Source organism: Burkholderia diffusa (assembly GCF_001718315.1).
In the GTDB taxonomy this organism is placed as follows: Bacteria; Pseudomonadota; Gammaproteobacteria; order Burkholderiales; family Burkholderiaceae; genus Burkholderia; species Burkholderia diffusa_B.
In genome coordinates this window covers 353964-368374 of the sequence record NZ_CP013362.1, presented here as the reverse complement: position 1 = coordinate 368374, position 14411 = coordinate 353964, and the positions used below count along the sequence as shown (strand labels likewise).

Below are 14411 nucleotides of genomic sequence, written 5' to 3'. Positions count from 1 at the left end.
ACGCCGTTCCGGACCCTGCGGTCAATGATTGTCAAATTGTCGGGCAAAACATTGCTGCAACGCAACAATCGCCGCCCGATAATCGTCTGCGCCCGTGACCGCACTGACCACCGCGACGCTACCCACGCCCGTCGCCAGGACGTCCGGCAACGCGTCGAGCCCCACGCCGCCGATCGCGACGAGCGGCGCCCGCGCGCCCGCGAAGCGCGCATAGCGCGCAATCCGCGCGAGGCCTTGCGGCGGCGCCGCGACTGCCTTGGTCGCGGTTGCATACACGGGACCCAGCGCCAGATAGCTCGGGCGCTCGTGCAACGCGCGCAACATCTCGTAATAACCGTGACTCGACAGACCGAGCCGCAAGCCGCCGCGCGCGATCGCGGCCAAATCTGCCGTTTCCAGATCCTCCTGACCCAGATGTACGCCGTACGCACCTTCTTCTATCGCGATCTGCCAGTGATCGTTGATGAACACGCGTGCATCGGGATAGCGGCGCCCTGCCGCGACCGCGCGCGCGATTTCGCGGCGCAACGCGTCCGGGGTCGCGCCTTTCACGCGCAGTTGCACGGTTCGCGCGCCGCAGTCGAGCACGCGTTCCACCCATCCGGCATCGGGGACGACCGGATAGAGGCCCAACCGCGGCGGGCACGGCGGGAATGCGGGCTCGGGCGCGGCCGGGAGGCCCGCGACGCGCGGGAATCGCGCGGTCTCGACCGGCCACGCGTCGGCACCGCGCGCTTCGTCGCCGTCCCGCCACGCAAGCGAGAGCACCAGCGCGTCGATCGGCTCGAAACCGCAATCGAGGAACGCCGCGAGCGCCGCGATCCAGTCGTCTGGGAGCGGATGCGCGGCTTCCAGCGCGTAGCGCGCGCCCGCGGCATGCAGCGCCGCGCCGCGCTCGTCGAATTCGATTGCAACCGCGTCCGGCGACGCGGGGCGCGATGCCGCCGACGCGCGCGCCTGCGCGGCACGATCGCCGGCCGACACGATCAGCACGTCGCCAGCGGCCGGCACGTCGGGTGCCGCGACGCACAGCCGCCACGGCGTCGTGCCGGTCGGCCAGTCGCCCAGACGGGCCCGAATCCGCTCGGCCGCTTCGGCCAGCTCGTCGGCCGGCGGCCAGAAAGCATCGGCGAAGCGCACGCTCATGCGCCGCCTCCGTCCTGGTGCCAGAACGGCATCCCGACGACCGGCGTGCTCGCGTGCGCGGTCTCACGCGCATCCATCGGGCCGGCGAGATAGGCCGCACGGCCGGCCTCGACGCCTTGCGCGAACGCACGCGCCATGATTTCCGGATGCGTGGCCTGCGACACGGCCGTGTTCAGCAGCACGCCGTCGAAACCCCACTCCATCACCTGGCACGCGTGCGACGGCACACCAAGCCCGGCGTCGACGATCAACGGCACGTCCGGCAGCCGCTCGCGCAGCACGCGCAGTCCGTAAGGATTCACGACGCCCTTGCCGGTGCCGATCGGCGCGCCCCACGGCATCAACGCCTCGCAGCCGACATCGAGCAGGCGCCGGCCGATCACGAGATCCTCGGTGCAATACGGCAGCACCTTGAAGCCGTCCTTGACCAGTTGCGCGGCCGCCTCGATCAGTCCGACCGGGTCGGGCTGCAGCGTGTAGTCGTCGCCGATCAGCTCGAGCTTGATCCAGTCGGTTTCGAATACCTCGCGCGCCATGTGCGCGGTCGTCACCGCCTCGGCAACGGTTTGGCAGCCGGCCGTGTTCGGTAGCAGCGGCACCGCGTGACGCTTGAGCAGGTCGAAGAAGCCGGCCTCGGCGGTGCCGCCGGTCATCTGACGGCGCAGCGCGACCGTCACCATCCCGGGGCGCGACGCGGCGATCGAATCGGACAGCGACTGCAGCGACGGGTAGCGCGACGTGCCGAGCAGCACACGGCTTGCGAAGGTTTCGCCGTACAGCGTCAGCGCGTCGGCGGAAGTGATGGACGTCATGTCGTTTTCCTGGAAGGGCGGAGGGCGAACCGGCGGCGCTCAGCCGCCCGCGACGGGGTGCACGACGTCGAGCTTGTCGCCCGTCGCGAGCGCGCGCGCCGCATGCTGCGTGCGCGCGACGAAATTGCCGTTCAGCGCGACCGCGTACGGCGGACGCGCGCCATACGCGGCGAGCGCGTCGGCCACCGTCGCGCCGTCGGGCAGCGTCAGCGTCTGTTGGTTGATCTGGATATCCATGAGGCTTGATCGAATTCGGTCGGCGGCGCGCGTCAGGCCGGCTGGCGCGCGTCGTCGCGGTGATGAAGGAGCGTCGGCCAGCGCGCGGCATCGCGCCACGCGGCGAACGCGTCGGCATCGGCGAACTCGCCGCCGAGCGCGGCTTGCGCGAACGCGACCGCCGCATGCGCGACTTCCGGCGCGATCATGAAGCCGTGCCGGTACAGGCCGTTGACGGCCAGCGTCGTCGCGCCGTCCCAGATCACCGCCGGGCGATGATCGGGCAGCGTCGGGCGGCATTGCGCGTTCAGTTCGAGGATGCGCGCCTCGCCGAACGCCGGGTGCACGGAAAACGCCGCGCTCAGCAGTTCGAGCGCCGAGCGCACGCTGACGGGCGACAAGTCCTCGCCCTCCACTTCGGTCGCGCCGATCACATACAGGTCGTCCTGTTTCGGCGCGATGTACAGCGGATAGCGCGGATGCAGCAATCGCACGGGCCGCGTAAGCCCGATGCCCGGCGCGCGCACGCGCGCGACTTCGCCGCGGATGCCGCGCAGCGCGGGCAGCACGGATTTCGCACCGAGCCCGCGGCAATCGATCGTGAAATGCGCGTCGGGCCGGTTCGCGTCGTCGATCGTCGCGTGCCAGTGCAGTTCGACGCCGCGTTGCGTGAGGCCCGCCGCGATTGCGCGCAGCGCCTGCCGGTTGTCGAGCTGCCCTTCGCGCGGCAGCATCAGGCCGCGCGCGAAGCGCCCCGCGAGCGCAGGCTCGGCCGTGTCGACCTGCGCGCCGGCCAATGCGACGAAGCCCCCGTCGAAAAGCTCGACCGGCGCGTTCGCACGCACGCGACGCTCGAACAACGGCGCCTCGGCGCGATCCGCGTGATGCCAGACGACGAGCGTGCCGTGCTGCTGGAAGAACACCGGTTCGGGCAGTTCCGCGAGCCATTGCGGCCAGCGCGCGAGCGATGCGGCGCCGAGCTCGGTGATCAGCAGCTCCGCGCTCGCCGCCTCGGCGAGCGGCGCGAGCATCGCGGCCGCGACCCACGCGGCCGACTGCTCGCCATCCGGGCCGCCGCGTTCGTAGAGCGCGACGCGATGCCCGTCGCCCGCCAGCCGCCAGGCAATCAGGCGGCCGACGAGGCCGCCGCCGAGTACCGCGAAATCCGGCCGGGAAGCGTGGAGGTTCATCGCGCGCCCTCCCCGCGAACCGCGCCGACGCGTGCGACGGATGTCGACGCACGCGCAGCGCCCCGTGCGGACGCACGCGACAGCGGATCGGGAACAGCGCAAAAGACTGAAGATTGAGCGGTCATCATTCCTTCCGTAACGCGCAGCGCGCGTACCCAAAAGGACGAAACCGGCAGCAAAGGCCGGCCGGGCGGGACTCGGGCGCTGACCATGTGGGATGGCGGCCAGCGCGGCCCGGCGGGATCAGAAACTTCCCTCGCCGGTATTACCCGGATCGGGTGCGAAGGGTCTTTCTCAGCCTCGCCGCGTCGCCCGGAATTGTCCGTCGGCCGCGCTCGAAGCACCCCTGTTTCGTCGTCGGCCATTAGACCATAAAAGCGGAAAGCGCCGCAAACTGTCCCCCTGCGGCAAATTCGCCGTCGCGCCGCGCCGCTCTGGCACAATGCCCGCAGGCCGGCCGCGCGAGCGGCCGGTTGCCGCGTCACCGCCGGCCTTAAGTGCCGTTTAAGACGCGCGGGCCACCATCCGGACGCCCGCCGTCAGTCGGCACCGCGCCCCGGCATGCCTTATCGCGGCGCGCGTCCGGCTCCGCCCGGCCCGCGCGCCGGCTACTCATCAGGAAGCACATGACCCAATCGATCGATCCCGTCCGCTCCGCCTCCGACGCGCCGCAGGACGAGCGCCCGGTATCCGCGTGGAGCCTCATCAAGCCCTACTGGGTGTCGTCCGAATGGAAAATCGCGTGGGGGCTGCTGATCACGATCATCGCGATCAACCTCTGCGTGGTCTGGATCAACGTCAAGCTGAACAAGTGGAACGCGCAGTTCTACAACGCGCTGCAGTCGAAGGACGTCCACGACTTCCCGAACCTGCTGATGCAGTTCTCCGCGCTCGCGTTCGGCTTCATCATCCTCGCGGTGTACGGCCGCTACCTGCGCCAGATGCTCGGGTTCCGCTGGCGCCAGTGGCTCACCGACCGCTTTCTCGGCCAGTGGCTCGGCGATCGCGCGTTCTACCGGATCGAACGTGACCGCCTCGCCGACAACCCCGACCAGCGGATCACCGACGACCTCCAGTCGTTCGCGACGACGACGCTCGCGCTGTCGCTCGACCTGCTGTCGACGGTCGTCACGCTCGTGTCGTTCATCACGATCCTGTGGTCGCTCGCCGGCGCGCTGACGTTCTCGCTCGGCGCGACGCCGATCACGATCCCCGGCTACATGGTGTGGGCGGCCGCGCTGTACGCGGTGGTCGGCTCGCTGATCATCCAGAAGGTCGGCCACCCGCTCGTGTCGATCAACTACCAGCAGCAGCGCGTCGAGGCCGACTTCCGCTTCGGGCTGATCCGCGTGCGCGAGAACGCCGAGCAGATCGCGTTCTACGACGGAGAAAAGACCGAGACCGCCAATGCGCAGAGCCTGTTCACGCGCATTCGCGACAACTGGTGGCGCGTGATGAAGTACACGAAGCGCCTCACGTTCGTGCTGAGCTTCTATGGGCAGATCGCGATCATCTTCCCGCTCGTCGTCGCGGCGCCGCGCTATTTCGCGGGCGCGTTCTCGTTCGGCGTGCTGATGCAGATCTCGTCGGCGTTCGGCACCGTCAGCGATTCGTTCTCGTGGTTCATCAATAGTTACTCGACCCTCGTCGAATGGCGCGCGACCGTCAACCGTCTGCGTGAATTCAAGCGCGTGATGGGCACGTCGCACCTGAAGGAAAGCCTGTCGCCCGCGACCGAGCACGGCGGCATCAACCTGCACTACGTCGATGCCGCGAAGCTGTCGACGTCGTCGCTGAAGCTCGCGCTGCCGAACGGCGACGCGCTCGCCAACATCGGCAACGTGACGATCGAACCCGGCTCGCGCTGGCTGGTGATCGGCAAGTCGGGTTCCGGCAAGAGCACGTTCATGCGCGCGCTCGCGGGCCTGTGGCCGTTCGGCGACGGCGCGATCGACGCGCCGGTCGGCGCACGGATGATGTTCGTGCCGCAAACCAGCTACTTGCCGATCGGCACGCTGAAGGCCGCGCTGACCTATCCGGCCGCGCCCGACGCGTTCACCGACGACGCGTGCCGCGACGCGCTGCGTGCGTGCCGCCTCGAAGACTACGTCGGGCGCCTCGACGAGACCGGCCACTGGACGCGCGTGCTGTCGCCGGGCGAACAGCAGCGTCTGGCCGGCGCGCGCGTGCTGCTGCACAAGCCGGACTTCCTGTTCCTCGACGAAGCGACCAGCGCGCTCGACGCCGACAACGAAGCGCGGCTCTATCATCTGTTCGCCGAACGGCTGCCGAAGGCCGCGATCGTCAGCATTGCGCATCGCGAATCGCTCGCCGCGTTCCACGTCGGCACGATCAACGTCGAACGCGTGAACGACAGCGACAAGGTCGCGGCGTAACCGCCAGGCAAAAGGCCGGCGCATACTGCGCCGGCCTTCTCCTCTTCCCCGTCCCTCCCGCCTTCCCGCTACGCCCGCCCGACCGGCACCGACACGATCGGCACATGCGACACGCCGTCGTGCGACAGCCGGCTTTCAAATAACGTCAGCGCGACGAAACGCAGCGCGACCGGCCGCCCGGTCGCGCCGCCGTGCGCGGGCTGTCCGTCCGCGTCGCGCGGCAACCGTGCGAGCGTGACGTGCGGCCTGAACGGCCGGCGGTCGGCCGGCACACCCAGTTCGAGCAGCAGCGCCGACAAGTCGGCGTTCAGCGCCGCGCAGGCGGAATCGGGCGCGAGTTCCGCGACGATCAGTCTCGCGCGCGGCAGGCTCGGCCACCACGCAATCCGCTCGACCGGCTGCAACGGCAGCGCATGCGCGGCCGCGAGCGCCGGCAGGCGTGCGGCCAGCGCATCGCAACGCGCGCGTTCGATTGCACCGATGAACGCGAGCGTCACGTGCAGTTGCGCGGGCAGCGTGCGCCGCGCGCCTCGGGTGACCGGCAGCGCATGCAGCGCGTCGCGCGATGCCGCATCGGGCATCAGCGCGACGAACGCACGGAGCCGGTCGCCGTTCATGATTCGCGCACCGCCACGCGCGCTTCGGCCACCGCATCGGCCGACACCGGACGCTGCGGCAACGGGCCGTCCTCACCCCACACGTCGGCAGGCAGCACGCGCGCGAGCTCGGGAATCGTGTTGCGCGTGAACACCGGATCGGCGATGCCCTCCGCGCGCTGGCGGCGATAGTCGCGCCATGCGGCATGCGCATACTTGCCGAGCGCGAGAATCGCGACCAGGTTGATGATCGCCATCAGTCCCATGCTCGTATCGGCCATCGCCCACACGAGCGGCAGTTGCCCGACGCTGCCGAACATCACCATGCCGAGCACCGCGAAGCGGAACAGCGGCAGCACGCCGCGCCGCTTCGTGATGAAGTCGACGTTGCCTTCCGCGTATGCGTAATTGCCGATCACCGACGAGTACGCGAAGAAGAAGATCGCGACGGCCATGTAGATACCGCCCCAGTCGCCGACGTGGCTCGCGATCGCGCGCTGCGTGAGCGCCGCGCCTTCCATGCCGGTGCCGAGCTCGTACTGGCCCGACAGCAGGATCACGAACGCGGTCGCGCTGCAGATCACGATCGTGTCGACGAACACGCCGAGCATCTGGATCAGCCCCTGCACGACCGGATGCCGCACGCTCGCGGTCGCGGCCGCATTCGGCGCGCTGCCCATGCCGGCCTCGTTCGAGAACAACCCGCGCTTCACGCCCATCGAGACTGCCTGGCTGATCGCGTAGCCGGTCAGGCCGCCTGCCGCCTGCTCGAGCCCGAACGCGCTCTTCACGATCAGCGCGAGCACTTCCGGCACCAGCGCGACGTGCGTCGCGACCGCGTAGACGGCCAGCGCGAGGTAGCCGATCGCCATCACCGGCACGATCACTTGCGCGACCGACGCGATGCGGCGAATTCCGCCGAAGATGAGCGGCGCGGTGAGCAGCACGAGGCCGAGGCCGACCGATTCGCGGCTCCAGCCGAACGATGTATTGAAAGCGTCGGCGATCGCATTGGCCTGCACCGCGTTGAACACGAAGCCGAATGCGAGGATCAGCGACAGCGAGAACAGCACGCCGAAGCCGCGCGAGCGCAGGCCCGTCTGGATGTAGTACGCGGGGCCGCCGCGATAGCTGCCGTCCGGATGCGATACCTTGAAGATCTGCGCGAGCGTCGCCTCGACGAACGCCGACGACATCCCGACGAGCGCCGTCATCCACATCCAGAAGATCGCGCCCGGCCCGCCGACCGTCAGCGCGACCGCCACGCCGGCGATGTTGCCGGTGCCCACGCGGCTCGCGAGCCCGGTCGCGAACGCCTGGAACGACGAGATGCTGCCCGGTTCGCCCTTGCTGCCGACCAGCTTGATGCTGAGGAACAGCGCCTTCAGCTGGATCATCCGGAACCGCAACGTGAACCACGCGCCGGCGCCGAGCAGCAGCGCGATCAGCACGTAATTCCACAGCACGCCGTTGACGGCGTCGATCAGCCCATGCACGAATGCTTCCATTCAGAGTCCTTGTAAATGGGGTCATATAGACGGCCGCGAAACACGGCCGGGGCGACATGATATGACAGTTCTCAAGGATTATTACAAAACGAAAGTTTAGAGATAACGCAATATCGGCGCCCGATGCGATCAGGTTAGGCGATGCTGCGTGAAGATGTGGGGCGCGCATCGAAAGGAGCGGGCGACGAAGGCACGCTCGGAAGTCGACCATTCGCGGCGCTTGCACAATAAAAAAACCGGGCGCCCTTTCGGACGCCCGGTTTTCTTCGAAATCCGCTCGCGCGCTTTTGCTTAGCGCGGCAGTTCCGAATGCCCCATCAAGTACGCATCGACCGAGCGCGCGCACTGGCGGCCTTCGCGGATCGCCCAGACGACGAGCGACTGGCCGCGGCGCATGTCGCCCGCCGCGAACACCTTGTCGACCGACGTGTAGTACGAGCGATCGCCTTCGGTCGCCGCGCGCGCGTTGCCGCGTGCATCCTTCGCGACGCCGAACGCTTCGAGCACGGTGGCCGCCGGCTGCGTGAAGCCCATCGCGAGCAGCACCAGGTCGGCCTTCATCTCGAACTCGGAGCCCGGCACTTCCTGCATCTTGCCGTCCTTCCACTCGACGCGCACCGCGATCAGCTTCTCGACCTTGCCGTTCTTGCCTTCGAGACGCTTCGTCGCGACCGCCCAGTCACGCTCGCAGCCTTCCTCGTGCGACGACGACGTGCGCAGCTTGATCGGCCAGTACGGCCACACGAGCGGCTTGTTTTCCTCTTCGGGCGGCTGCGGCAGCAGCTCGAACTGCGTGACCTGCTTCGCGCCGTGACGGTTCGACGTGCCGACGCAGTCCGAACCCGTGTCGCCGCCGCCGATCACGATCACGTGCTTGCCCTTCGCGACGAGCTGGTCGACGAGCTTGTCGCCCGCGTTCACACGGTTCTGCTGCGGCAGGAAGTCCATCGCGAAATGCACGCCGGCGAGTTCGCGGCCCGGCACCGGCAGGTCGCGCGGCGTTTCCGAACCGCCCGCGATCACGACCGCGTCGAATTCTTCCTTCAGCTTCTCCGGCGAAATGGTTTCCTTCGCGAGATTGCCGATCGACTCGGGCAGCGGATCCTTGCCGATGAACACGCTGGTGCGGAAGGTCACGCCTTCCGCTTCCATCTGGCGCATGCGGCGATCGATCAGCCACTTCTCGAGCTTGAAGTCGGGGATCCCGTAACGCAGCAGGCCGCCGATGCGATCGTTCTTCTCGAACACCGTCACGTCGTGGCCGGCGCGCGCAAGCTGCTGCGCGGCCGCCAAGCCCGCAGGGCCGGAGCCGACGATCGCGACCTTCTTGCCCGTCTTGTGCTCGGCCGGCAGCGGCTTCACCCAGCCCTCCGCCCAGGCCTTGTCGATGATCGCGTGCTCGATCGACTTGATGCCGACCGGATCGTCGTTGATCCCGAGCGTGCAGGCTGCCTCGCACGGCGCCGGGCAGATGCGGCCCGTGAACTCGGGGAAGTTGTTGGTCGAATGCAGGACTTCGATCGCCTGCTGCCAGTCCTGGCGGTAAACGAGATCGTTGAAGTCAGGGATGATGTTGTTGACCGGGCAGCCGTTGTTGCAGAACGGGATGCCGCAGTCCATGCAGCGCGCGCCCTGGATCTTCGCGTCCGCGTCGGTCAGCGCCGCGACGAATTCCTTGTAGTGCTTCACGCGCGTGAGCGGTGCTTCGTACGCCTCGTGGCGGCGTTCGAATTCCAGAAAACCGGTTGCCTTGCCCATAAGGTGCTCTTCTGTTCGGTGTATCGGGTGGGGGAGCCGCGCGCGGCGATCATGCGCGCGCGGCATTCGCTATGTCGTTCGTCGCTCAGGCGGCCAGCACTTCCTTCGCCGCCTTCTTTGCACCAATCTCGCCCAGCGCGCGCTTGTATTCGTGCGGGAACACCTTCACGAACTGGCGGCGCGCCGCGTCCCAGTTTTCCAGCAGCGACTTCGCGCGCGGCGAACCCGTGAACTGGAAATGACGCTCGACGAGCCCCTTGAGCAACGCTTCGTCCGTCGTGCCCTCATGCCAGAGCGCGCGGTCGACCGTGCGCTCCTGCTCGGCCTGCTGCAGCACCGGCTCGAGCGCGACCATCGACTTGTTGCACTTCGCCGCGAACGTGCCTTCCGGATCGTAGATGTACGCGAGGCCGCCCGACATGCCGGCCGCGAAGTTGCGCCCGGTTTCGCCGAGCACGACGACCGTGCCGCCCGTCATGTATTCGCAACCGTGGTCGCCCGTGCCTTCGACAACCGCCGTCGCGCCCGAGTTGCGCACGCAGAAGCGCTCGCCCGCGACGCCGCGGAAGAACGATTCGCCTTCGATCGCGCCGTACATCACCGTGTTGCCGCAGATGATGTTTTCCTCTGACTTGCCGCGGAAGTCGTTGGTCGGCCGGATGATGATCCGCCCGCCCGACAGGCCCTTGCCGACGTAGTCGTTGCCGTCGCCGACGAGGTCGAGCGTGACGCCCTTCGCGAGGAACGCGCCGAAACTCTGGCCGGCCGTGCCCTTCAACTGGATATGCACCGCGTCGTCGGCCAGGCCGTCGTGGCCGTGCTTCTTCGCGATCACGCCCGACAGCATCGCGCCGACCGTGCGGTTCACGTTGCGCACCGGCTGGATGAACGACACGTGCTCGCCGTTCTCGATCGCGGCCTTCGCCTTCTCGATCAGCACGTGGTCGAGCGCGCGCTCGAGGCCGTGATCCTGCACGTCGACATGACGCCGGGCCACCTCCTCGCACTCTTCCGGCTGGTAGAACACGCGCGAGAAGTCGAGGCCCTTCGCCTTCCAGTGCTCGATGCCCTTGCGCGTATCGAGCAGGTCGGCGCGGCCGATCAGGTCGTCGAACTTCGCGATGCCGAGCTGCGCCATGATCTCGCGCACTTCCTCGGCGACGAAGAAGAAGTAGTTCACGACGTGCTCGGGCTGGCCCTTGAACTTCGCACGCAGCACCGGATCCTGCGTCGCGACGCCGACCGGGCACGTGTTCAGGTGGCACTTGCGCATCATGATGCAGCCTTCGACGACAAGCGGCGCCGTCGCGAAGCCGAATTCGTCCGCGCCGAGCAGCGCGCCGATCACGACGTCGCGGCCCGTCTTCATCTGGCCGTCGGCCTGCACGCGGATGCGGCCGCGCAGGCGGTTCAGCACCAGCGTCTGCTGCGTTTCGGCGAGGCCGAGTTCCCACGGCGTGCCCGCGTGCTTCACCGACGACAGCGGCGACGCACCCGTGCCGCCGTCATGGCCGGCGATCACGACGTGATCGGCCTTCGCCTTCGCGACACCGGCCGCGACCGTGCCGACACCCACTTCCGACACCAGCTTCACCGAGATGCTGGAGCTCGGGTTCACGTTCTTCAGGTCGTGGATCAGCTGCGCCAGATCCTCGATCGAGTAGATGTCGTGGTGCGGCGGCGGCGAGATCAGGCCGACGCCCGGCACCGAATAACGCAGCTTGCCGATGTATTCCGACACCTTGTGGCCCGGCAGCTGGCCGCCTTCGCCCGGCTTCGCGCCCTGCGCCATCTTGATCTGGATCTGGTCGGCCGATGCCAGGTACTCGGCGGTGACGCCGAAGCGGCCCGACGCGACCTGCTTGATCTTCGAGCGCAGCGAATCGCCGTCCTTCAGCGGAATGTCGCTGACGATCTCGTCGCCGATCACCGACTTCAGCGTCTCGCCCGACTTGATCGGAATGCCGCGCAGTTCGTTGCGGTAGCGCTTCTCGTCCTCGCCGCCTTCGCCGGTGTTCGACTTGCCGCCGATCCGGTTCATCGCGATCGCGAGCGTCGCGTGTGCTTCGGTGCTGATCGAACCGAGCGACATCGCGCCCGTCGCAAAGCGCTTGACGATCTCCTTCGCCGGCTCGACGTCGTCGATCGGAATGGCCTTGGTCGGCTCCACCTTGAATTCGAACAGGCCGCGGAACGTCATGTGACGCTTGGTCTGGTCGTTGATCAGGTGCGCGTATTCCTTGTACGTCTGGTACGAGTTGCTGCGCGTCGCGTGCTGGAGCTTCGCGATCGAATCCGGCGTCCACATGTGGTCCTCGCCGCGCACGCGGTATGCGTACTCGCCGCCCGCGTCGAGCATGTCGCGCAGGACCGGATTGTCGCCGAACGCGTCGCGGTGCAGGCGGATCGCCTCTTCCGCGACTTCGAACAGGCCGATGCCGCCGACCTTCGAGGCCGTGCCCTTGAAGTACTTCTCGACGAGGTCGCTCGACAGGCCGAGCGCTTCGAAGATCTGCGCGCCCGTGTACGACATGTACGTCGAGATGCCCATCTTCGACATCACCTTCTGCAGGCCCTTGCCGACCGCCTTCGTGAAGTTGTAGACGGCCTTCTCCGGCGACAGGTCGCCCGGCAGGCCTTCCGCCATCTTCGCGAGCGTTTCCATCGCGAGGTACGGGTGCACGGCTTCCGCGCCATAGCCCGCGAGCAGCGCGAAGTGGTGCGTCTCACGTGCAGAGCCCGTCTCGACGACGAGGCCCGTGCTCGTGCGCAGCCCTTGCTGGACGAGGTGCGTGTGGATCGCCGACGTGGCGAGCAGCGCCGGGATCGCGACGTGGTCGGCGTCCGTCTTGCGATCCGATACGATCAGGATGTTGTAGCCGGACTTCACCGCATCGACGGCTTCCGCGCACAGCGACGCGAGACGTGCCTCGATGCCTTCCTTGCCCCACGCGACCGGATAGCAGATGTTCAGTTCGTAGGCGCTGAACTTGCCGCCCGTGTACTGATCGATCGCGCGGATCTTCGCGATGTCCTTGAAGTCGAGCACCGGCTGCGACACTTCGAGACGCATCGGCGGGTTGATGTTGTTCGTGTCGAGCAGGTTCGGCTTCGGGCCGATGAACGACACGAGCGACATCACCATGTTCTCGCGGATCGGGTCGATCGGCGGGTTCGTGACCTGCGCGAACAACTGCTTGAAGTAGTGATAGAGCGTCTTGTTCTTGTTCGACATCACGGCGAGCGGCGAGTCGTTGCCCATCGAGCCGACGGCTTCCTCGCCCTGCTGCGCCATCGGCGCCATCAGGAACTTCAGGTCCTCCTGCGTATAGCCGAACGCCTGCTGGCGGTCGAGCAGCGCGGCGCCCTGCGTGCGGCCGGCCGCGACTTCCTCGGCCTTCGGCTCGATCTCGTCGAGCTTGATGCGCACGGCGTCGATCCAGCTCTTGTACGGCTTCGCGTTCGCGAGGTTGTCCTTGAGCTCCTTGTCGTCGATGATGCGGCCGTGCTCCATGTCGATCAGGAACATCTTGCCCGGCTGCAGGCGCCACTTCTTGACGATCTTCGATTCGGGGATCGGCAGCGTGCCGGCTTCCGACGCCATGATCACGAGGTCGTCGTCGGTCACGATGTAGCGCGCCGGGCGCAGGCCGTTGCGGTCGAGCGTCGCGCCGATCTGGCGGCCGTCGGTGAACGCGATCGCGGCGGGGCCGTCCCACGGCTCCATCATCGCGGCGTGGTATTCGTAGAACGCGCGGCGGTTCTCGTCCATCAGCGTGTGCTGTTCCCACGCTTCCGGGATCATCATCATCACCGCGTGCACGAGCGGGTAGCCGGCCATCACCAGCAGTTCGAGACAGTTGTCGAACGACGCGGTGTCAGACTGGCCCGGGTAGATCAGCGGCCACAGCTTCGGCAGGTCGTCGGCGAGCACGTGCGACGCGATCGCGCCGGTACGCGCGTTCAGCCAGTTCACGTTGCCCTTCACGGTGTTGATCTCGCCGTTGTGCGCGATCATCCGGTACGGGTGAGCCAGTTCCCATGCCGGGAACGTGTTGGTCGAGAAGCGCTGGTGCACGAGCGCAAGCGCCGACACGACGCGCTCGTCCTGCAGGTCGCGGTAATACACGCCGACCTGGCCCGCCAGCAGCAGCCCCTTGTAGACGACCGTGCGCGCCGACATCGACGGCACGAAGTATTCCTTGCCGTGCTTGAGCTTGAGCGCCTGGATGCGGTGGCTCGCGGTCTTGCGGATCACGTACAGCTTCCGCTCGAGCGCATCGGTCACCATGATGTCCTTGCCGCGGCCGATGAAGATCTGGCGAATCAGCGGCTCGCTCGCCTTGACCGTCGGCGAGATCGGCATCGCGTGGTCGACCGGCACGTCGCGCCAGCCGAGCACGACCTGGCCCTCTGCCCGCACCGTGCGCTCGAGCTCCTGCTCGCACGCGAGACGCGACGCGTTTTCCTTCGGCAGGAAGATCATCCCGACCCCGTATTCGCCGGCGGGCGGCAGCGTCACGCCCTGCTTCGACATTTCCTCGCGATAGAACGCGTCCGGAATCTGGATCAGGATGCCGGCGCCGTCGCCCATCAGCGGATCGGCGCCGACCGCGCCGCGGTGATCGAGGTTCTCGAGGATCTTCAGACCCTGCTGAATGATCTCGTGGCTCTTCTTGCCCTTGATGTGAGCGACGAAACCGACGCCGCAGGCGTCGTGTTCGTTTTGCGGGTCGTACAGACCTTGTGCGGCGGGCACCGCGGCGAGCGGCTGCTGGTGGTCGTTCAT

At 67.5% G+C, this 14411-nt stretch carries 9 protein-coding genes and 1 riboswitch; of the genes, 1 reads left to right on the top strand and 8 read right to left on the bottom strand.

The features are described from left to right. Positions 1–21: 21 nt before the first annotated feature. The 4 genes from thiE to WI26_RS01655 are packed head-to-tail and all read right to left on the bottom strand — an operon-like array spanning position 22 to position 3364. Entirely contained in the window at positions 22–1146 is a 1125-nt protein-coding gene (gene thiE / locus WI26_RS01670; protein WP_069225053.1) for a thiamine phosphate synthase, read from the bottom strand. Further along, complete coding sequence (locus WI26_RS01665) at positions 1143–1958, bottom strand: thiazole synthase (protein WP_059536948.1); 816 nt, start codon at positions 1956–1958, stop codon at positions 1143–1145. The genes thiE and WI26_RS01665 overlap by 4 nt, the downstream gene beginning before the upstream one ends. A gap of 39 nt (positions 1959–1997) precedes the next feature. Further along, positions 1998–2195, bottom strand: coding sequence for a sulfur carrier protein ThiS (gene thiS, locus WI26_RS01660; protein ID WP_014898319.1), 198 nt, complete (start codon positions 2193–2195; stop codon positions 1998–2000). A 32-nt stretch (positions 2196–2227) separates the two neighbouring features. Then, on the bottom strand, positions 2228–3364 hold the full coding sequence (locus WI26_RS01655; protein WP_069225052.1) for an FAD-dependent oxidoreductase: 1137 nt from the start codon (positions 3362–3364) through the stop codon (positions 2228–2230). 234 nt (positions 3365–3598) lie between these two features. Then, a riboswitch (TPP riboswitch) is annotated at positions 3599–3722 on the bottom strand. Positions 3723–3990: 268 nt separating this feature from the next. Here WI26_RS01655 and WI26_RS01650 point away from each other — a divergent pair. Beyond that, positions 3991–5760, top strand: a complete 1770-nt coding sequence (locus WI26_RS01650) for an ABC transporter ATP-binding protein/permease (protein ID WP_059467854.1) — start codon at positions 3991–3993, stop codon at positions 5758–5760. A 68-nt stretch (positions 5761–5828) separates the two neighbouring features. Here WI26_RS01650 and thpR read toward each other — a convergent pair whose 3' ends face one another. The 4 genes from thpR to WI26_RS01630 form a co-directional block, all read right to left on the bottom strand. Then, on the bottom strand, positions 5829–6377 hold the full coding sequence (thpR, locus tag WI26_RS01645) for an RNA 2',3'-cyclic phosphodiesterase (protein ID WP_059467853.1): 549 nt from the start codon (positions 6375–6377) through the stop codon (positions 5829–5831). Then, complete coding sequence (locus tag WI26_RS01640) at positions 6374–7864, bottom strand: alanine/glycine:cation symporter family protein (RefSeq protein WP_059536955.1); 1491 nt, start codon at positions 7862–7864, stop codon at positions 6374–6376. The genes thpR and WI26_RS01640 overlap by 4 nt, the downstream gene beginning before the upstream one ends. A 291-nt stretch (positions 7865–8155) precedes the next feature. Continuing rightward, entirely contained in the window at positions 8156–9622 is a 1467-nt protein-coding gene (locus WI26_RS01635) for a glutamate synthase subunit beta (protein WP_059467851.1), read from the bottom strand. Between the two features lie 85 nt (positions 9623–9707). Next, positions 9708–14411 (bottom strand): glutamate synthase-related protein, encoded by a 4704-nt coding sequence (locus WI26_RS01630; RefSeq protein ID WP_059467850.1) that lies wholly within the window; start codon positions 14409–14411, stop codon positions 9708–9710.

Coding starts and splice junctions, on each gene's coding strand:
- thiE (WP_069225053.1), bottom strand. CDS start 1,146: ATGAGCGTGCGCTTCGCCGATGCTTTCTGGCCGCCGGCCGACGAGCTG.
- WI26_RS01665 (WP_059536948.1), bottom strand. CDS start 1,958: ATGACGTCCATCACTTCCGCCGACGCGCTGACGCTGTACGGCGAAACC.
- thiS (WP_014898319.1), bottom strand. CDS start 2,195: ATGGATATCCAGATCAACCAACAGACGCTGACGCTGCCCGACGGCGCG.
- WI26_RS01655 (WP_069225052.1), bottom strand. CDS start 3,364: ATGAACCTCCACGCTTCCCGGCCGGATTTCGCGGTACTCGGCGGCGGC.
- WI26_RS01650 (WP_059467854.1), top strand. CDS start 3,991: ATGACCCAATCGATCGATCCCGTCCGCTCCGCCTCCGACGCGCCGCAG.
- thpR (WP_059467853.1), bottom strand. CDS start 6,377: ATGAACGGCGACCGGCTCCGTGCGTTCGTCGCGCTGATGCCCGATGCG.
- WI26_RS01640 (WP_059536955.1), bottom strand. CDS start 7,864: ATGGAAGCATTCGTGCATGGGCTGATCGACGCCGTCAACGGCGTGCTG.
- WI26_RS01635 (WP_059467851.1), bottom strand. CDS start 9,622: ATGGGCAAGGCAACCGGTTTTCTGGAATTCGAACGCCGCCACGAGGCG.
- WI26_RS01630 (WP_059467850.1), bottom strand. CDS start 14,411: ATGAACGACCACCAGCAGCCGCTCGCCGCGGTGCCCGCCGCACAAGGT.